Origin of the sequence: Companilactobacillus hulinensis (genome assembly GCF_003946555.1) — a bacterium.
Taxonomy (GTDB): domain Bacteria; phylum Bacillota; class Bacilli; order Lactobacillales; family Lactobacillaceae; genus Companilactobacillus; species Companilactobacillus hulinensis.
Map to the genome: position 1 here is coordinate 40361 of NZ_RHOO01000016.1, position 18138 is coordinate 58498.

Sequence of the window (18138 nt, forward strand, 5' to 3'; positions counted from 1 at the left end):
TCATTACACTATTAGGTTTTTAAGCTATTGTACAACGCAGAGCATAAGAAATTTCATTTAAAATATAATTCTATAAAGTAGAGGGTGGATTTATGAGCGATAAAAGACCAATCGGCTTACTAGATTCCGGATTAGGCGGCTTAACAGTTACGAAAGAAGCAATCAAGCAAATGCCTGATGAAGATATTGTATTTATTGGTGACGAGGCTAGAATGCCTTATGGTACTAAGACTAAGGAACAAATTACTGAGTATACACGTGAATTGGTTAAGTATTTGATCTCTCAAGATGTCAAAGTGATTATTTATGCCTGCAATACGGCGACTGCCAACGCTTTGCCTACTTTGAAAAAAGAATTTTCCATTCCAATGTTTGGTGTGATCGAACCGGGTGCCATTACCGCTGCTCGTGATACTAAGACCAAGCATGTTGGAGTTATTGGAACACAGGCCACAATCAATTCTAAGAGTTATAGCAAAGCAATTGATGATATCGATCCTAAAATCGATGTTTTGGGATTGCCCGCCCAAGAATTTGTATCAATAGTTGAAAATGATGAGGCGAATACTAAACGAGCTCAAAAAATCATTACCGATACTTTGATGCCATATCGTGATGAGTTGTATGACACATTAGTTATGGGATGCACACACTTCCCAATGTTAAAGTCGCAGATCAGAAAGGCTTTGGGTGATAAGATAACCTTAGTCGATTCCGGTGTTGAGACAGTCTCATACGTTAGAGATTATTTAAAAATGAATGATATGCTCACGGATTCAAAAGGTGATGCAGTTATTAAATTACATGCGACTGGTGGTATTAAGGAGTTTGAGAGATTGGCCAAAGAGTGGCTTGTGGGTACTGAAGTTGATGAAATAAGTTTAGTTGATCTTGGAGAAAACAAATGAGAGAAATAATTATTGCAACAAAGAATCCTAATAAAGCTAGAGAATTTGAGAGAATTTTTGATAAGTCAGAATTTGAAATAAAGACATTACTAGATTTTCCTGAGTTTCCTGATGTTAGAGAAAATGGTCAGAGTTTCGAAGAAAATGCCAAATTAAAGGCCCATGCGGTAATGCAAAAGTTTAATTTGCCAACAATTGCCGATGATTCTGGATTACAGGTGGATGCACTATTTGGTCAGCCTGGAATCTATTCAGCACGTTATGCTGGAGACCACAATGATGCCGCCAATAATGCCAAGTTGTTGTCAGAACTAGGTGGTATTCCGATGGAGAAGCGTACGGCTAGATTCGTATCCACATTAGTATTCTCCAATCCTAAGAATGATGAAGATTTGGTTGTTGAGGGTGAAGTCAAAGGTTTGATCTGGACGTTGCCAGAAGGAGACAACGGTTTCGGTTATGATCCATTGTTTTATTTGCCAGAAATGGGTAAAACAATGGCACAAATATCAATGGACGAAAAGAATCAAATCAGTCATCGTGGACGTGCAATTCAAAAATTAGAAAAAGCATATCCTGACTGGATTATTTGGTAACTAATTGCCGTAAAATTGTTATAATGCTAATATGAAGCAAAAGAGAGTTTATTAGGAGGGTTTCACTATGACACTGGGACAAATCGCAGGATTGATTGCAGCCATAGCTTTCGTAGTTTTGGTCTTATACCTAGCTAAGATGCTAGTTTCAACAGCAAAACTATTGAACGAGCTACAAGATACAGTCAAAGAAACAACTAAAATGGTCGAAGTTCTATCAAAGAATACCGACAATATTATGGATCAAACTAATCAATTAGTTGATAAAACTAATACATTAATGGATGACGTCAACAGTAAGTCAAGTAAGCTTAATCCATTATTCGATACAGTAGAGAACATTGGTAAGAAGACTGCTAACGCTACTGCTGAGAAACCTAACACTGGATTCGGACTACAAAATATTATGACAATTGGCAATGCCGCAACGCTTGTAAAGACAGTGGCCAAATTTATGCCAAGAAAGAAGAAATAGCATTATGAAAAATAATCAATTTTTACTTGGACTAGTTTTGGGTAGTGCCGCAGGTTATGCAGCATCAAAATATTTAACTAGTGAATCAGGCCAACGTATGTTGGAAAATGTTAAAACAATTCGTGGTGATTTTAATAACGGTGGAGTTGGTTTTGCTGGAAAAGACGATTTGGTAAACAACTTCAACGAAAAAACTGGTGTATTAAAAGAACAAATGCACGCAACCGCTGATAAGATTCGTGAAGATGAAGACGCATCGAATATTATTTTTAATGAAGATGATTTGGAATCAACTGACAACAAAAAAGCCGTTGATGATTTGAATAATGATACAGATGCAACTAGTGGTGCATCAGAGAACTTTGATGAGGACGATGCAAAATAGAGTGCGTTGAAAAACGGGAACTCTCGAGCATTACCTAGAATAGCTAGTTTGCCACAAAGTGGTGAATTAGCTATTCGTAGTAAGCACAGGGAGTTGTTTTTCAAAAGCACGTTTTAATAGAGTGCATTGAAAAACGGGAACTCTTTAGCATTACCTAGAATAGCTAGTTTGCCACAAAGTGGTGAATTAGCTATTCGTAGTAAGCACAGGGAGTTGTTTTTCAAAAGCACGTTTTAATAGAGTGCATTGAAAAACGGGAACTCTTTAGCATTACCTAGAATAGCTAGTTTGCCACAAAGTGGTGAATTAGCTATTCGTAGTAAGCACAGGGAGTTGTTTTTCAAAAGCACGTTTTAGTAGAGTGCGTTGAAAAACGGGAACTCTTTAGCATTATCACATACAAAATAATAAAAAATAAGCATTCGGCAATTATACCGAATGCTTATTTTTACGTTATAAGAGACTTTTTAATCGATGTATCTTAGTTCCTTACTTGTGTGTGTAAATGGCTCACAGCCGTCTTCTGTGATGTGTACGCAGTCCTCAATACGAACACCAGCAACGTGTGGAATATAGATTCCTGGTTCGATCGAGAAGCACATGCCTGGTTTAAGAACCATATCGTTACCCTCCATGATTGATGGGAATTCATGTGTTGAAGTTCCCATACCATGACCTAATCGGTGAATGAAGTATTCACCATAACCAGCTTTGGTGATAATATCACGAGCTACGGCATCCAGTTCAGCAGCTGTAATACCTGGTTTTGCAGCATCCATAGCGGCTAGGTTAGCTTCTAGATCAACTTTATAGATATCAAGTGCCTTGTCGTCAGGTTTGCCAAAAGCGACTGTTCTTGAAGAATCACTAATGTAGCCTTGGTGGACAGTACCTAAGTCAAATAGGATGAGTTCATTAGGAACGATAGCATTCTTTTCTGGACCACCATGTGGGTTAGCAGCGTTGGCACCAGCTTGAACGATTGTGTCAAAGCTCATGTGCATAACGCCCTTCTTCATCATGGCATATTCGATTTCAGCGACGATTTCTTGTTCAGTACGTCCTTCTTGAATAGCTTTAAATCCAACCTCAAATGCGTAATCAGCTTCTTTACCAGCAGCATTTAACAGTGCAATTTCTTCATCAGTTTTGATTAACATAGCATTTTCCATGTATCTTGAAAGATTATCAGGGAAAGTTGCATCTGGAAATTGAGCTTTGATAGATTCAAGCTTGTCGACTGATAAGTTATCTTTTTCAATTGACCATATGGCAGGTGAGCCAACGGCATCTTTGATGTGACCAGCCATTAACGCAAATGGATCCTCGTGATCGAGATATCCGAAGACGTCCTTATCCCAGCCAGCTTTTTTGGCGGCTTCAACTTCTAGTTGAGGAGCAAAGATAAATGGATCTTTATCAGGGAAAACTAAAAGTGCTAGAATTCTTTCTTCAGGTTCGCTATAGAATCCGGTAAAATAGTTTATGTCTGTAGGATTAGAAACATAGGCGGCATCGTAACCGTTTTGAGCTAAATAGTTTTGTAATTCTAATAGTTGCTTCTTCATGAAAAAAACTCTCCTTTACAATTTTGTATAAAGTATATCACTGAAAACGGTTTTCTTTTTGAAAAAGTATGAAAACTTGCAACAATAACGTGGAAACCGCTTGCAAAATGTGAAAATTTTTGATAAATTAAGGTTGTCTAAATGAAAATTTGAGTTGAGAGAGTGGATATTAAATGGATAAAAAAGTTGTAACAATATATGACGTAGCTGAGGCTGCTAATGTTTCAATGGCAACAATTTCTCGTGTTGTTAATGGAAATGCAAATGTTAAAGAGGAAACGAGAAAAAGAGTTCTTGAGGTTATTGATCGTTTGAATTATCGTCCTAATGCTGTAGCACGTGGACTTGCCAGCAAGAAGAGTACAACAATTGGTGTTATCTTACCTGATATTACTGATTTGTATTATGCTTCTCTTGCTAAAGGTATTGATGATGTTGCTTCGATGTACAAGTACAATATCATCTTGACAAGTTTGCAAGAATCAGTTGGCGATGAGGAACAAATTCTAAATAACTTACTTTCAAAACAAGTTGATGGTTTGATTTACATGGGCAAGCAATTGTCTAAGAAATTAAAACGTACATTGGCTAATTCAAAGACTCCAATCGTTTTGGCTGGTTCAGTTGATAAGAACAACGAAACAGCTAGCGTAAATATTGATTTTGCTGACGCTGTATACAGTGTTGTAAATCAATTAGTTCAAAATGGTCACAAGAAGATTGCTTTCGTAGGTGGAAGCTTAGAGAACCCTATTGATGGTAAATTCCGTCTTGATGGTTACAAGAAGGCTTTGAAGAAAGCTCACATTAACTTCAGTTCAAACCTAGTATTTGAGGCTGAATACTCAGTTAGAGCCGGTGAAGCAATTTGGGATGCTGTTAAGAATAGTGGTGCTACAGCTGCTTATGTGACAGAAGACTTGCTTGCTTCAGGCTTATTGAATTCAGCAATGAAGTCAGGTATTAAGGTTCCTGATGACTTCGAAATTATCACAAGTAACGATACAATTCTTTGTGAAGTTACACGTCCAAAGATGAGTTCGATCGAAGAACCACTTTATGATATTGGTGCCGTAGCTATGAGATTATTGACTAAGATGATGAATCAAGAAGCTATTGACGAAAACACTATTAAATTACCATACTCAATCGTTAAACGTGAATCTACAAGATAATAGATATAATACCAAAATAGCTGTCACTTCAATTTGGAAGTGACAGCTATTTTTATATCTTCAATTATTTAGTTTTAGTATTTTTTTGTTTGTGGAACTCCCAAAGAATCATGACGATATACCCGAATGCCACTAGAGATAATCCTCCGGTCACAATTGTGCTGAGAGTATATGGTAGATTAATGAATCCCTGCAAGATTGAATATAGTGTATTGATCAAGACGATAACAGCGAGGGTAGATGACTTATCCCAGAATTTAACGTTGTGTCTGACTTTGTAGACTGCTATCCAAATCATAAAGATAATTAATAGTGCAGCGACAATGTATAGTGTGTTTTGTAAAAAGCTTGGACTGAAGTACATAAATTTCTCCTTAATAAAACGAATAACTTTTCTAATTTTAGCATAGTAAGTAAAAAATGACTGTGACTTAACTACATAAGACAACAAATTTACACAATAAAACACGTTTAACTTCTTTAGGTCATACTCGGAAGTTAAACGTGTTTTTCAAGTTCTTTTGATTTATTCGGTTGTTAATTCACCAGTTCCACCGGCAGTACCAGTATCGGTTGTTGTACTGCTACCACCGCCAGTTGTTCCTGTTTCAGCAGTATCAGTCGTCGTGGTTGTATCACCAGTTGAGGTTGATCCACCAGTCGTTCCTGAACTGTTAGAACCTGCTCCAGAGCCTGATCCAGTACCAGTATCAGGAGTACCGCTGGAAGTAGTTGAATTATTTGTATTTCGTGTTGAAGTGGAACTGCTGTTAGTAGTTACATCAGAAGAGTCATTGTTATTAGTACTATTACTGAATCCAGATGTTCTACCGCTACCATTTTCAGATGCTAGTTCGTCTGCTGATTTGGTAGTATTACCAACTGTCGTAGCAACAGCATAACCATTATTACGGCCAAAGTAGTGATTCCAGAATAGCTTGTAATTCTTAGCTTTACCACCAATGGCGAAGTTATCATATGACATTGATTTTGGACTACCTTTGTAATATAGCGAGTTAGCTGTATGTTGATCGACTTTGGTCGTGAGACCGTTGTATTCGACCGTACCGGTTCTAGTACCAGTTTCTTTATCAACTTTGTAACTAGATACTCCAGCAGGTTTATTGAATTTCCTGTTAACGTCCATTGAACCCGGATCTTCTTTGTATACTGCATTTGCCATCCGAGTCCATAATTCTTGGTTAATATCAGTAGAATTACTTGCCAAGTTGTAATTGTGTCCGTATAGATTGTCGTAACCGATCCATGATGCCAAGGTAACACCAGCGGTACTACCTATGAACCAATTATCACGGTAATCGTTAGAAGTACCGGTTTTACCAAATAAGTTCTTAGTATTGAAGTTTGATTCGTAGGAAACAGCGGAAGCAGTACCTTTGGTTACAACTCCATGAAGCATGTTCTTGATAATATATGAAGTTTGTTTAGAGAAGACGTGCTTCTTAGCATTCTTGTGTTTGTAGATTGTTTTACCAGATGGGTCAGTAACCTTGGTAACAACATAAGGATTGACGTGAACTCCCTTGTTAGCAAAGGTTGAGAATGCACTAGCTTGTTGTAGAACGGTCACACCAGTTGCAGTACCACCAAGAGTGATACCAAGTTGACTGTATTCCTTGTCACTTAGGTTTATTCCCATGTTGGACATATACTTGCTAGAATCAACGCCTTGACTTCTGATGTAATTGTATAGGTTAACTGAAGGGATGTTGTATGATTCCTCCAATGTTTCACGTGCAGAAACAAAACGGTTTTGGATAGTTGAGCCGTAGTCAGTAGGTGCATAGCCTTTGAACTTAGTCTTGAAATCGGCCAGCATTGTTTGCGAACCAATAAGTCCGTTTTCAATAGCAGGGGCAAAGGTTATTAATGGTTTAATAGATGAACCAGGAGATCTATTTGTATCAAACGCATGATTCATTTGAGATTTCTTAAAGTTAACACCACCAACAAATGAGAGAACCTGTCCAGTCTTATTATCTAGTAATACTGAACCATTTTGAACAGGTTCATTGACCTTGATAGTCTTACCAGTATTAGGATCAGTAGCAGTACTGTTGTGAGTAGTACCAAGGTTTTCCTTGTAAGCTTGTGCTTGCTCATTCATAGCAATATACAAGTTCTTATCAATAGTACTGTCGACACGATAGTTCTTGTTGTGAAGTTCGGTATCGGCTTGAGTATAGTATTTCTCAAAAAGATTTGGATCCTTCTTGATTTCGCTATACTTGAGGCCGTCATTTTTAGCCAAACGCTTGATCAAAATGGTTCTAGCTTGCTCAGTTAGCAGGTTATAGACATAACCATATTTGATAGTCTTAGTTGTTGCCTTAGCCGGCTTTTGGAAGTCACTGGCTAGGTCAAACTTTTTGGCATCGTTGTATTGTGATTCGGTAATTGCCTTATCACGATACATACGATAAAGAACGATGTCTTTACGTTTTAGTCCCAGACTGTAATCATCCTTCAATTTACCATTCATTGCGTAGGGTGTATAAATTGATGGACTTTGAGGTAGTCCGGCGATGAATGCTGATTCAGCCAAGTTCAAGTCAGCAGCGTTCTTACCAAACAGACCCTTAGCAGCTGCTTGCACACCTTGAATATTCTGACTTTTGTTATTGCTACCAAAGGTTGCAGCATTCAAGTAGTCTTGTAAGATTTCATCTTTAGTGAAGTACTTGTCTACACGCATGGCTAAGAAAATCTCGACAGCTTTACGTTTCCAAGTAGTTTCAGATGAAAGCATCTGCATTTTGACGGTTTGCTGCGTCAAAGTCGATCCACCAGTTTGAGCACCGATACCAGTTACATCGGAAATAATGGCTCTAAAGATAGACTTAGGAACAACACCATTGTGGCGATAAAAGTCACTATCTTCAGTTGAAACTATGGCCTTTTTTAAGTAAGGCGACATTTCAGATAATGAGATACTTTCACCGGTCAAATCTTTTTGGAGATCTTCAACTTTTTGATCATTAGCAAAATACAATGAAGTAGAGTTGTTAACATCCCGAAGTTCAGATCGCATCTCTTGTTTAGTTGGTACATCAACTTGGCTGGTCAATGCTGAAACATATCCCATACCAAGTCCTATAGCCAAACTCAACATAATAAAAATACCCGCGATAATGTAGAGCACGATTCGTCGAATTATTTCAATTGTTAAATTAGCTTTACTAGCAAAGTCTGACCAGCTCTTAATACTTTTAAAGCCAGAGACAATACTATTCCATAAATTTTTCACTTTTAAATAAGCCCCTTTAAAAAGTTACATACACCAATTATATAATAAAAAAGTATTATCGGTGCAAAAACAAAAAAGTTCTGAGGAAAGAACCTTCCAGAGAACTTTTTAGATAGGTTATTTGATTAGACGATAAATAGCGTCAGCGTATATTGCTGTAGCCTTTAACAGTTTATCAATATTGATATATTCGTTAGGTTGATGCATGACGTTTTCATCACCTGGGTACATTGCACCGAAGGCAATACCGTGTTTTAGAATACGGCCATAAGTACCGCCACCAACTGTGAATGGTTCAGTGTTGTCACCAGTATGATCGTGATAAGCACCAACTAATGCTTGTACAAGTGGATCGTCAGCAGCTACAAAGTGTGGTAGTTGATTATGTCCGTCGATAGATGCCGTAACACCATCTGGTAGTGCAGCATTGATTTTTTCAGTTAATGTTTCGCCAGTGTCACCCTTTGGATAACGAATGTTTAATAGAACATTAGCTTCAGAATCATTGAAGACGAAAATATCAGGTGTCATTGTAAGTTCACCCATAACATCATCTGTATTTTGGATTCCTAGTTTTGAACCAGCAAAGTCAAGATGTAAGTTATTAGCGATAAAACTGAAATATAGTTTTTGGCTGTCATTTAATTCGAGTTCATTCAAGAATGTAGCTAGATAAGTGGCGGCATTTATACCATTGAAAGGTTCCATGGCATGTGCACCTTTACCAGTGACAGTAACTGTAGCAGTTCCATTTTTAGTACTGATATTACCCTTGATGTCTTTATTGTCATTTAAGAATTGATTGAATGCAGTTTTGATGGCTTCAATGTTTTCGAAGTTCAGATCCAATTCAGCTTCGGCATTTTGTGGGACCATATTAGGTCTAATACCGGCGTTGAATGTTTTAACTAATCCTGCTTCAGGAGTAGGGAAGTTGATCATGAATGAGACAATCCCTTTTTCACCATTGATAGCAGGGAACTCAGCATCAGGCGAGAAGCCAGTTTCAGGCATGGTTTCTTTTTCCATGTAGTGATTCATGCCGACCCATTCGCTCTCTTCATCGGTTCCCAAAATTAATTGAACTTTTTTGGTCGTTGGAAGTTTCAATTCTTTGATTATTTTCAATGCGTAGTATGAAGCAAGTCCAGGACCCTTGTCGTCAGCAGCCCCACGTGCATAAAGATTGCCGTCTTTTATAACTGGATCAAAAGGATCTGTGTTCCAACCTGGTCCGCCAGGAACAACGTCAACGTGAGCCAAAATACCGATTGCATCTTTATCTTCACCCTCACCCAATTCGATACGACCAGCTAGGTTGTCCACATTCTTTGTTTCGAAACCATCTCTGTCAGCAAAATGCAAAAATGTTTGCAATGCTTCAACAGGTCCTGGTCCAAGTGGATAATCACTTGTTTTATGTTCGATATCTCTTTGACTATCAATACTTACCAATTCAGTTAGATCATTGATCAATTCATCTGAACGGTGAGCAACTTCTTTTTCCCAATCTATAGACATATATCGTATAACCTCCACACGAAGTTTTTATCTATTTTACCAAACGTTGTAAATATAAGCTAATTGACCTATATATGATTTATGGAATCGTTTTCGATATTCATGGGGAAAAGCAAATTAGAATTTGGATAATCCCTCAGTAGATCAGTGTTTTGCGTTCCAACTTCATCTGAATTTTCCCATGTTCCTAAATCTTGTAACAAATCAATATTTTTGAATCTTTGGTTGACCGGCAAATTGTAATAGCTCAATTTGCTGTTATTACCATAATAGTTTTCATCGGTAAGTTGAATCAATACATATTTTGATTTTATCCAACCACCACTAACTTTAAGCCAGACATTTGAACCATTTTTTTTGACCGTTTGAATTCTTTCAGCTTTATTATCTGACATTCTACCAATTACTTGTGCGGAATTATTTGGTTCTGCACGCAAGAAGTTATTAGGTTGTTGCTTACGATAAATTGCTTTAGCACCGAAGTATGCTCCAACCTCGTTCAATTCGTAATCAGGCGTGAATCCATCTGAATTGGCGAATTGATTCTCACCAAGTTGGACGTATTCCTCACCATTGAATTTAACAACATTAGTAATATGATAGCCAGACATTGGATGAACGACCTTACTTGTTTTGATCAAACGGTAAGGGTTCTCGTAGATTGGTTCATCTTTGTTACTCATGTAGTAAACATTTTGATTGAGAGTTTCACTCTTAGACTTGTCCTTTAATTTGCGATATTCATTACCAGTTGCTGGATAGTTGGTTACGACACCGTCAATAGGCATGTTAACTAGAGTGTTCCATTTTGAAGGACTCTCATTCATTTCATCCCATACATAAACTGATTTACCCATATAATGAAGAGTATTGATCACTTCTGGAGTAATGATTTTTGACGAAAGATTAACACCAGTCACATATGAAAGCACATCGAAGTTAACACGTTTAATAGTTCCGGCAATGAAAATACGGGGGATGTCTGGCATCAGTTCAGACTCATTTTGCAAACTTTTCGTTGAGAATGAATGGAACATAACTCGGTCATGCATACCGTATTTATCAATACATTCTTTGAGCAATTCCTCCATATTTTGAGGATTCCCTTTGCTAGTCTTTTTAGTTTCAATAAGGAATTTTGCTCTAGGATTATTTTTATAGTGTTCAAATACCTGATCCAAGCTATGAATAGGTTCGCCATTTTTTTGAGTTAACTGACTTAATTCTGAAAAATTGTGTTGCGAAACAACATCGGAAGTACCTGTGATACGTTCCAGATTTTTGTCATGAGATACTACTAGAACGTTATCTTTTGAAACATGGAGATCTAATTCAACGTAGTCCGCACCCTCGGAAAAGGCAGTGTTAAAACTTTGGAAAGTCTCTTCAGGAGCTTTGATCGGATCGCCACGATGACCAATAACCGAAAAACCACTTGCAAAAAAGAATACACAACTGACTAATAGAACTTTTAAAATATTGGAATTTCTAGAATTCATTTAAATAACTCCCTATATAACAAGGCTTATTAGCGATGTTTCGTTCTCTGGTATTATATACTAGATATGCTGGATAAATAGTAATAATTGTGAGGTACAAATATGGACAATGAAAAATTAACGCTTGATATAATCGAACAGATTACACGTAATGATGGCACAAAGTATTATGAAATGGCAAATGTGCTCATGAATGGACGTGCGGAAAAGGCCGCTGAATTGGGGCTTATCAAAGAAGTGCGTATCTTAAAACTTAATATTCCTCATTCATCAGCCGTGATAATTTATGAAGACTACATCAATGAGAATTATACCGTACCACCAATGAATATGTCTGAATGGGTTGAATGGAAGAAACCTGAAGGACAAATTCTAGATGCTTTTAACGATATTCTAAAAGCAAATAAAATTATTTCAAAGGAGGATAATGATAAATAATGAATTACTTCATTGCAGATACACATTTTTATCATTATCAATTGCTAGAGCCGAATAATTTTGCACCCCGACATTTTAGTGATGTTAATCAGATGAATCAGGCTATGATCGATGCCTGGAATGCACGAGTCGATGATAATGATACAGTTTATCATCTAGGGGATATTCTCAATGCGTCCTCAGAACACACCGACCAATGAAGATACATATGCAATGCTCAAACAATTGAATGGTCACATTGTTTTGATCAAAGGCAATCATGATTATCGTGAATTGTTCAAATTTCTGGCCAAACGTAATCCAACTATGCCGGATGGCAAGCCCAAGTATACTTTTGAAGATGTTGGAGCACTATTAAAATTTGATCATCATCAATTCTATTGTACACATTATCCAATGTTGCTTGGCAAAGTGGATAAAATAATTAATTTGCACGGACACATTCATCATTATAGTGTTCCAATTGCTGAAAATATCAATGTCGGAGTCGATGCTCCTGAAAGAGATTATTTGTCAGAGGATCTCCCATGGGGTTCTCCATTGCGTGGAGAAGAGATCTTAGAAATGTATGATAAGAAAAAAGCGGATATAGCGGAGTTAAATAGAAAGTAGGGACTTATATGGAAACTATAAGAATCATGCACACCAATGATTTACATTCTCACTTTGAAAATTTTCCCAAAATCAAACGATATATTGAAGATGCTCGTGCACATCATACTGAACAGGAGTTTTATTTGTTCGACATCGGGGATGCCATGGATAGAGCGCATCCGCTAACAGAAGCGACTGATGGCCGTGCCAATATTGATTGGCTGAATTCATTAAATTATGATGCAGCAACAGTTGGTAATAATGAAGGACTCGGCAACAGCCACGAAGTTTTGGAACATCTATATGATGATGCTAATTTTCCGGTCATACTAGGTAATTTATACGAGGAAAAGACTCATCAGTTGGCAGAATTTGCTAAACCTTACCTTATTATAAAAACAAAGAAAGATACCAAAATTGGTATCTTGGGGTTCACAGCGCCATTCATTTTGACATATCCACTAGTAGACTGGGATATTCGCTTGATTCAAGAGATGTTACCTAAGTGGCTAGGTGAGTTGCAGAAGCAAGAATGTGATGTGATTGTCTTGCTATCTCATTTGGGTGTTTCCATGGATCGGATGCTTGCTAGTAAATATCCAGAAATTGATGTTATCATCGGTTCGCACACACATCATTTGTTTGAAAAAGGTGAAATGGATAATGGTGTGTTATTGGCAGCAGCTGGAAAATATGGCTATTATATTGGAACCATTAATTTGACGCTAGATGATAATAAAAAAGTAGTTGATAAACATACTGATACCCAAAAAACAGCGGACCTTCCAGAGTTAGCTGGTGATAAAGAGTGGATACAACACCAACTTGATACCGGTAATAGATTGTTGTCATCTAAAAAGATTGCCAATATTCCAAATGATCTAAGTTCTGATTTTCATAATGAAAATGCTGTTATTCAAACTGGATTAGATGCAATAATGGATTATACACAAGCAGATGCCGGCGTATTAAGCTCAGGCTTGTTTTTAAAGGGACTGAGTGCCGGGGTCGTCACTGAAAAAGACCTGCATGATATGTTGCCACATGCAATTCATGCAATGAAAACAACTATGCGTGGTGCTGATATTTGGTGGATGATTATGGAAATGGAAAAAAATCGTCCATATTTACGCAGTCATCAGCAAAAAGGAATGGGTTTCCGTGGTAAAATATTTGGCGAGCTTGTTTATCGCGGAATTACTATTGATGAGAAGAGAAACGTCTACATTAATGATGAAAAACTACAAATGGATAAAGAGTATACGTTAGCATTATTAGACCATTATTTATTTGTTCCATACTTTCCTGCAATTGAGATTATGGGTAAGAATGAAATTTTGTACCCTAAGTTTTTGAGAAATGTATTTGGCGATTATTTGAAAAAGAAATATCCAATGTAAATGTGAGGTGATTTTGTGCAAGAACCTGAAGAGAAAGAAAAAGAAGTAGTTAAACAGGCCGACGTGATAGTCCTAACTGATAATTTGATTACTATCAATGGAGAAAAGTATCATTTAGTAGAAGATCATGATGGCGGGTTTGACCGTGAGAAGATTGAAGAACGCTATAATACTGTTCTGGAAAAGTATGATTACATCGTCGGTGATTGGGGATATGATCAGCTTAGATTCAAGGGATTTTATGAAGATGAGAGAAAAGAAAGCGGCATAGATAATAGAATTTCTCACTTAGAGGATTATTTGATTGAGTATTGCAACTTCGGATGTGCTTATTTTGTCTTGGAGAAAGATAAAAAAGCTCCAGTTTCAAAGCGTCGTCGTAATCAACAACATAGTCGTCCAAAGAACCATCAAGGACATCCACATCAAGGTAAGATTCGTTCGATTCATAAGAATAATACTAACAATGCGGCTAACCACGCTGGCAAGACTCATAAAAATAAAAAACGCCCAGTAACTCACAATAATAGTAAGAAGTCGACTGGGAATACAAAAACAAGAAACTTTAAAATTAGAAAAATAGGTGAGAAGAGCTAATGAAAAAGTACCAAACATACTTAATTGATCTAGATGGAACCATGTATCGAGGCAAGGATAAAATTCCAGAAGCAAAGATTTTTATTGATAATTTGAACGCCAACGGATTAGATTATTATTTTTTGACGAACAATACTACTAAGACACCGCAGCAAGTGGCGGATAATTTGATGAATAATCATCAAATAACAGCTACGGCAAAACAAGTTCTGACACCATCACTAGCAACCGCCGCATACGTTAAAGGGATGTTCAAAGACGGAATCGAGAACCATTCAGCTTATGTTATAGGTGAGTATGGCTTGAAGAGCGCTATTTTTGGTACAGGAATCAAGCTTAATGAAACCGATCCAGATGTTGTTATCGTGGGATTAGACTATGACGTTACATATCACAAATTTGAATTGGCAACATTAGCTATCAAGCGTGGAGCATTCTTTATTGGAACAAATGCGGATACTAATCTTCCTAATGAACGTGGATTAGTTCCAGGTGCCGGTTCAGTTATTTCGCTAGTAGAGACATCAACGCAACAAAAGGCTAAGTATATCGGTAAACCTGAACCCGATATCGTTGATTTTGCCGTATCAGTCAAAGAATTTGATCCATCAACAGCAATTATGGTTGGTGATAATTACAATACAGATATCAAATGTGGATTGAGTGCAGGCTTAGATACTCTATTAGTTTACACAGGTGTAAGTACCCATGAAGATATTGATAAGCAAACTAAGAAACCAACATATCAAATAGAAAGTCTAGATCAGTGGGATGTCTAATTTTCAAAAGGATACTTTTTATACAATAGTATTGGCACTCTTTATTCTGACTCTGTCTATAACAGTGACAATTTTTGCCAGTTATGGACTGTTTTTCTTTGCAATCAAACATTATTATCTTGAACAAGCAGTAAATCTAAGTTTTGGTGCAGTAATGCACAATTACGACCAGATGATGAATTATTTGATCAATCCGTTCAATTGGACCTTTAAGCTGAGTGACTTTCAATCCTCTGCTGCGGGACGATTGCATTTTGAGGATGTTAAGAAACTATTCATACTCAATTTTGGCGTATTGATACTGTCTGGTGCTTATCTGTGGTTTCAGAGAAGGAAACGAGTCTATATCAAACCAGTATTTAAGTATATTGCAATAATAGGAGTAGTGCTGGCAATTTTAATGGCAGTAGATTTTGATGGATTTTTTGTAGTATTCCATGAAGTACTATTTCGAAATAGCGATTGGTTATTTGATCCAGAACGAGATCCAGTGATTAATATCTTGCCAGAAGAATTCTTTACACAGTGTTTTGTACTATTTTTCATATTGTTTGAGGGGTTAAATATTTGGAAGTACATAAAAAAGGCTAGGACATAATGTCCTAGCCTTTTAACTTATTCTCCAGCAGTTTTTTTCTTACGATTCTTCAAAGCAGTAATTAAAATTGGAATTAATGAAACAATTACGATTCCGATGATAATCATTGAAAAATGTTCTTGAACAGCAGGAATATTTCCGAAAAGATGTCCAGCAAGTGAACAAATGAGAACCCATAGGAAAGCCCCCAGCATGTTAAACTCTAGAAACTTTCTGTAATGCATGGTACCACTACCCGCAACAAATGGTACGAATGTTCTTATCAATGGGATAAAACGTCCGATGGCAATAGTCTTTCCACCGTGTTTTTCAAAGAAAGCATGCGCTTCATCAAGATGCTCTTTATTTATCAGTTTACTTAAATACCGGTTATTAGTTGCAAATTCACCAAAATGCTCACCAATTTCATAATTCATCGAATCACCTAGTACCGCAGCAACAAAGAATAAGAAGAACAGCCCAATGCTTGATAACCCATATTGAGGATTAGCAGCCAGTGCCATCGCTGCAAATATTAATGAATCTCCAGGTAAGAAGGGAAGAATTACAACCCCAGTTTCAATGAATATGATTAGAAATAGTATAAGATATGTCCAGATTCCGAAATTATTCACGATATTGACCATGTGGCTATCAATGTGCAGAATAAAGTCGATCAGACTCATTACGTAACTCAATCAATCAACTCCAAAATTTTCAAATTAAACTACATTATACCAGCTTAGCTTAAAATAACTTTAAATTGTATAGCATTCTTAAAATTATTTCTCAAATAATGAAGTACTATGTTCAAAGTAGTCTTTATTAGGGTATAAATTACGAATAGCTTTGGTGACTGCCATTGGACCTTCAGCAAATGCAGTTGCAATTAATTGTAATTTACCAGGGTATGATGCAATGTCTCCGATGGCGAACACATTGGGTAAATTGGTTTCCATTTCTTGATTGACCTTAATGAACGGACCATTGAGTTCAATATTCCAATCACGAAGAATTTTGGAGTCTGAGATAAATCCGTAATTGACCAGTAATTTGTCGACGGTTATTACTTTAATCTCGTCAGATTTGATCATCTTCAATGTAATATCAATTTTGCTGTGATCATCAGTATTGAATGTAACATCTTTAATGATATAAGGATTCAGTTGTTCAACCGTAGATTCATTGAGTTTGTCGACACTCGACTCCATAGCACGATACTTGTTTCTTCTATGTATAAGGAATGTGCTGTTTGAGATTTCATTTAAGTCAATTGCCCAATCAACAGCAGAGTCTCCACCACCGGCAACTGCAACATCTTTCTTGCGGAATTCTTCCATATCATTAACGAAGTAAGTTAGATTGTTTTCTTCAATAGCTTTATCATATTCAAATGTAAGTTTGCGAGGTTTGAATGCACCATTACCGATTGCAATAATAATAGCCTTGGTGTAGATAGTTTCCTTAGTAGTAGAAACTTTCCAGATATCATCCTCTTGATCAAGATTGGTTACTGATGTATCAAGGTATTCATCACAGTCCATAAAGTGTAGCTGCTGAATCAGTTGATCTGACAGTTGTGTCCCCGACACTTGAGGTAGGCCAGCAACATCGTATATGTTCTTTTGTGCATATAAAGTTTCAGGCTGACCGCCTAGTTTTGGTAAACTTTCTATTAAAGCAACGTTTAGTTTTCTAAGCCTAGCAAAGTATGCAGCGAACATTCCAGCTGGACCGCCACCAATAATTGTAATGTCATAAGTCTTTTCATTCATATTGTCACCAGTTTCTGTTATATAATCTGTTACAATATATTGTTGCATAGATTGAATAAAAAGATAAAGGAGGAAGTCATGAAAATAGGTGATAAACTTTCTGGAGAGATATCAGGAGTACAACCATACGGAGTTTTTGTTAATTTGGATAATGGTCAGCAAGGACTGATACATATCTCGGAGCTAAAGCATGGCTTTGTTTCTAATATAGATAATAACTATCGAGTTGGAGATAAGGTCGATGTAATTGTGATGGGTATTGATGAATACAATGGCAAAATCAGTTTATCCATCCGTGCATTACAGAAAAAGAAGATAGGACGTCCTATCTTGCACAAGCATTTTTGGACTAATTACAAGGACAAGATCGGTTACAAGACAATTAAGCACGAAAAAGGTCAATGGATAAACAGCGCTATGAGTGAGATTACGAAAGAAAAACAAAAAAATTGAACTTTTTTCGCAAAAAGGGTTGCAACCATCAATTGTAATTGGTAATATATTATTTGTTGTTGCGACAGAGCAACGGCGACAACGACTTGAGAGCTTCCAACTTGATAGTCGTTGAAAAATTTTTTTAAAA

General features: G+C 36.9%; 18 protein-coding genes and 1 pseudogene. 12 read left to right on the plus strand and 7 right to left on the minus strand.

The annotated features are described in order from the left end of the window. Nucleotides 1-92: 92 nt before the first annotated feature. From murI to EKM66_RS08770, 4 genes are all read left to right on the plus strand, one after another. Complete coding sequence (murI, locus tag EKM66_RS08755; RefSeq protein WP_125763700.1) at nucleotides 93-908, plus strand: glutamate racemase; 816 nt, start codon at nucleotides 93-95, stop codon at nucleotides 906-908. Further along, nucleotides 905-1504: an XTP/dITP diphosphatase gene (locus EKM66_RS08760; RefSeq protein WP_125763702.1), complete on the plus strand. Its 600-nt coding sequence runs from the start codon at nucleotides 905-907 to the stop codon at nucleotides 1502-1504. The genes murI and EKM66_RS08760 overlap by 4 nt, the downstream gene beginning before the upstream one ends. Nucleotides 1505-1571: 67 nt before the next feature. Next, nucleotides 1572-1979, plus strand: coding sequence for a DUF948 domain-containing protein (locus tag EKM66_RS08765; RefSeq protein WP_125763704.1), 408 nt, complete (start codon nucleotides 1572-1574; stop codon nucleotides 1977-1979). Between the two features lie 4 nt (nucleotides 1980-1983). Further along, a complete protein-coding gene (locus tag EKM66_RS08770) occupies nucleotides 1984-2364 on the plus strand; it encodes a YtxH domain-containing protein (RefSeq protein WP_191988041.1) in 381 nt (126 codons plus the stop codon). Between the two features lie 467 nt (nucleotides 2365-2831). Here the strand turns inward: EKM66_RS08770 and EKM66_RS08775 are convergent, their stop codons facing one another. Next, on the minus strand, nucleotides 2832-3932 hold the full coding sequence (locus EKM66_RS08775; RefSeq protein ID WP_125763706.1) for a M24 family metallopeptidase: 1101 nt from the start codon (nucleotides 3930-3932) through the stop codon (nucleotides 2832-2834). 173 nt (nucleotides 3933-4105) lie between these two features. Here EKM66_RS08775 and ccpA point away from each other — a divergent pair, with 173 nt between their 5' ends. Further along, nucleotides 4106-5107, plus strand: a complete 1002-nt coding sequence (gene ccpA, locus EKM66_RS08780) for a catabolite control protein A (RefSeq protein WP_125763708.1) — start codon at nucleotides 4106-4108, stop codon at nucleotides 5105-5107. Nucleotides 5108-5171: 64 nt separating this feature from the next. Here ccpA and EKM66_RS08785 read toward each other — a convergent pair whose 3' ends face one another. The 4 genes from EKM66_RS08785 to EKM66_RS08800 all read right to left on the minus strand — a co-directional run bounded on the left by EKM66_RS08785 (nucleotide 5172) and on the right by EKM66_RS08800 (nucleotide 11395). Continuing rightward, nucleotides 5172-5471 (minus strand): hypothetical protein, encoded by a 300-nt coding sequence (locus EKM66_RS08785; RefSeq protein WP_125763711.1) that lies wholly within the window; start codon nucleotides 5469-5471, stop codon nucleotides 5172-5174. 162 nt (nucleotides 5472-5633) lie between these two features. Further along, on the minus strand, nucleotides 5634-8375 hold the full coding sequence (locus tag EKM66_RS08790; RefSeq protein WP_125763713.1) for a transglycosylase domain-containing protein: 2742 nt from the start codon (nucleotides 8373-8375) through the stop codon (nucleotides 5634-5636). 117 nt (nucleotides 8376-8492) lie between these two features. Further along, nucleotides 8493-9896 (minus strand): dipeptidase PepV, encoded by a 1404-nt coding sequence (gene pepV / locus EKM66_RS08795; protein ID WP_125763715.1) that lies wholly within the window; start codon nucleotides 9894-9896, stop codon nucleotides 8493-8495. A gap of 68 nt (nucleotides 9897-9964) precedes the next feature. Continuing rightward, a complete protein-coding gene (locus EKM66_RS08800; protein ID WP_125763717.1) occupies nucleotides 9965-11395 on the minus strand; it encodes a glycerophosphodiester phosphodiesterase family protein in 1431 nt (476 codons plus the stop codon). Nucleotides 11396-11497: 102 nt separating this feature from the next. Between EKM66_RS08800 and EKM66_RS08805 the strand changes: the two genes are divergently transcribed. From EKM66_RS08805 to EKM66_RS08830, 6 genes and pseudogenes are all read left to right on the plus strand, one after another. Then, entirely contained in the window at nucleotides 11498-11833 is a 336-nt protein-coding gene (locus EKM66_RS08805; RefSeq protein ID WP_125763719.1) for a hypothetical protein, read from the plus strand. Next, nucleotides 11833-12445 (plus strand): annotated as a pseudogene (locus EKM66_RS08810) (metallophosphoesterase). Before EKM66_RS08805 ends, EKM66_RS08810 begins: the two are co-directional and overlap by 1 nt. An 8-nt stretch (nucleotides 12446-12453) precedes the next feature. Then, the gene (locus EKM66_RS08815) at nucleotides 12454-13827 is read left to right on the plus strand and encodes a bifunctional metallophosphatase/5'-nucleotidase (RefSeq protein WP_125763721.1); all 1374 of its coding nucleotides are present in this window, start codon (nucleotides 12454-12456) and stop codon (nucleotides 13825-13827) included. Nucleotides 13828-13842: 15 nt separating this feature from the next. Further along, the gene (locus tag EKM66_RS08820; protein WP_125763723.1) at nucleotides 13843-14424 is read left to right on the plus strand and encodes a YutD family protein; all 582 of its coding nucleotides are present in this window, start codon (nucleotides 13843-13845) and stop codon (nucleotides 14422-14424) included. After that, nucleotides 14424-15203 (plus strand): TIGR01457 family HAD-type hydrolase, encoded by a 780-nt coding sequence (locus EKM66_RS08825; RefSeq protein WP_125763725.1) that lies wholly within the window; start codon nucleotides 14424-14426, stop codon nucleotides 15201-15203. Before EKM66_RS08820 ends, EKM66_RS08825 begins: the two co-directional genes overlap by 1 nt. Next, complete coding sequence (locus EKM66_RS08830) at nucleotides 15196-15801, plus strand: TIGR01906 family membrane protein (RefSeq protein ID WP_125763727.1); 606 nt, start codon at nucleotides 15196-15198, stop codon at nucleotides 15799-15801. The genes EKM66_RS08825 and EKM66_RS08830 overlap by 8 nt, the downstream gene beginning before the upstream one ends. 17 nt (nucleotides 15802-15818) lie before the next feature. Here EKM66_RS08830 and EKM66_RS08835 read toward each other — a convergent pair whose 3' ends face one another. Then, nucleotides 15819-16466 carry a DedA family protein gene (locus EKM66_RS08835; RefSeq protein ID WP_164505100.1) on the minus strand — a complete coding sequence of 216 codons (648 nt, stop codon included), beginning with the start codon at nucleotides 16464-16466 and terminating at the stop codon, nucleotides 15819-15821. 96 nt (nucleotides 16467-16562) lie between these two features. Next, the gene (locus tag EKM66_RS08840) at nucleotides 16563-17555 is read right to left on the minus strand and encodes an NAD(P)/FAD-dependent oxidoreductase (RefSeq protein ID WP_125763737.1); all 993 of its coding nucleotides are present in this window, start codon (nucleotides 17553-17555) and stop codon (nucleotides 16563-16565) included. A 78-nt stretch (nucleotides 17556-17633) separates the two neighbouring features. Here EKM66_RS08840 and EKM66_RS08845 point away from each other — a divergent pair, with 78 nt between their 5' ends. Continuing rightward, entirely contained in the window at nucleotides 17634-18008 is a 375-nt protein-coding gene (locus EKM66_RS08845; protein WP_125763731.1) for a CvfD/Ygs/GSP13 family RNA-binding post-transcriptional regulator, read from the plus strand. The last annotated feature ends 130 nt before the right edge of the window (nucleotides 18009-18138 follow it).

Excerpts from the sequence above, each read along its gene's own strand:
- EKM66_RS08835 (WP_164505100.1), bottom strand. The coding sequence starts at position 16,466 with ATGAGTCTGATCGACTTTATTCTGCACATTGATAGCCACATGGTCAAT.
- EKM66_RS08765 (WP_125763704.1), top strand. The coding sequence starts at position 1,572 with ATGACACTGGGACAAATCGCAGGATTGATTGCAGCCATAGCTTTCGTA.
- EKM66_RS08845 (WP_125763731.1), top strand. The coding sequence starts at position 17,634 with ATGAAAATAGGTGATAAACTTTCTGGAGAGATATCAGGAGTACAACCA.
- EKM66_RS08805 (WP_125763719.1), top strand. The coding sequence starts at position 11,498 with ATGGACAATGAAAAATTAACGCTTGATATAATCGAACAGATTACACGT.
- EKM66_RS08825 (WP_125763725.1), top strand. The coding sequence starts at position 14,424 with ATGAAAAAGTACCAAACATACTTAATTGATCTAGATGGAACCATGTAT.
- EKM66_RS08815 (WP_125763721.1), top strand. The coding sequence starts at position 12,454 with ATGGAAACTATAAGAATCATGCACACCAATGATTTACATTCTCACTTT.
- EKM66_RS08760 (WP_125763702.1), top strand. The coding sequence starts at position 905 with ATGAGAGAAATAATTATTGCAACAAAGAATCCTAATAAAGCTAGAGAA.
- EKM66_RS08830 (WP_125763727.1), top strand. The coding sequence starts at position 15,196 with ATGTCTAATTTTCAAAAGGATACTTTTTATACAATAGTATTGGCACTC.
- pepV (WP_125763715.1), bottom strand. The coding sequence starts at position 9,896 with ATGTCTATAGATTGGGAAAAAGAAGTTGCTCACCGTTCAGATGAATTG.
- EKM66_RS08770 (WP_191988041.1), top strand. The coding sequence starts at position 1,984 with ATGAAAAATAATCAATTTTTACTTGGACTAGTTTTGGGTAGTGCCGCA.
- EKM66_RS08775 (WP_125763706.1), bottom strand. The coding sequence starts at position 3,932 with ATGAAGAAGCAACTATTAGAATTACAAAACTATTTAGCTCAAAACGGT.
- EKM66_RS08840 (WP_125763737.1), bottom strand. The coding sequence starts at position 17,555 with ATGAATGAAAAGACTTATGACATTACAATTATTGGTGGCGGTCCAGCT.
- murI (WP_125763700.1), top strand. The coding sequence starts at position 93 with ATGAGCGATAAAAGACCAATCGGCTTACTAGATTCCGGATTAGGCGGC.
- ccpA (WP_125763708.1), top strand. The coding sequence starts at position 4,106 with ATGGATAAAAAAGTTGTAACAATATATGACGTAGCTGAGGCTGCTAAT.
- EKM66_RS08785 (WP_125763711.1), bottom strand. The coding sequence starts at position 5,471 with ATGTACTTCAGTCCAAGCTTTTTACAAAACACACTATACATTGTCGCT.
- EKM66_RS08800 (WP_125763717.1), bottom strand. The coding sequence starts at position 11,395 with ATGAATTCTAGAAATTCCAATATTTTAAAAGTTCTATTAGTCAGTTGT.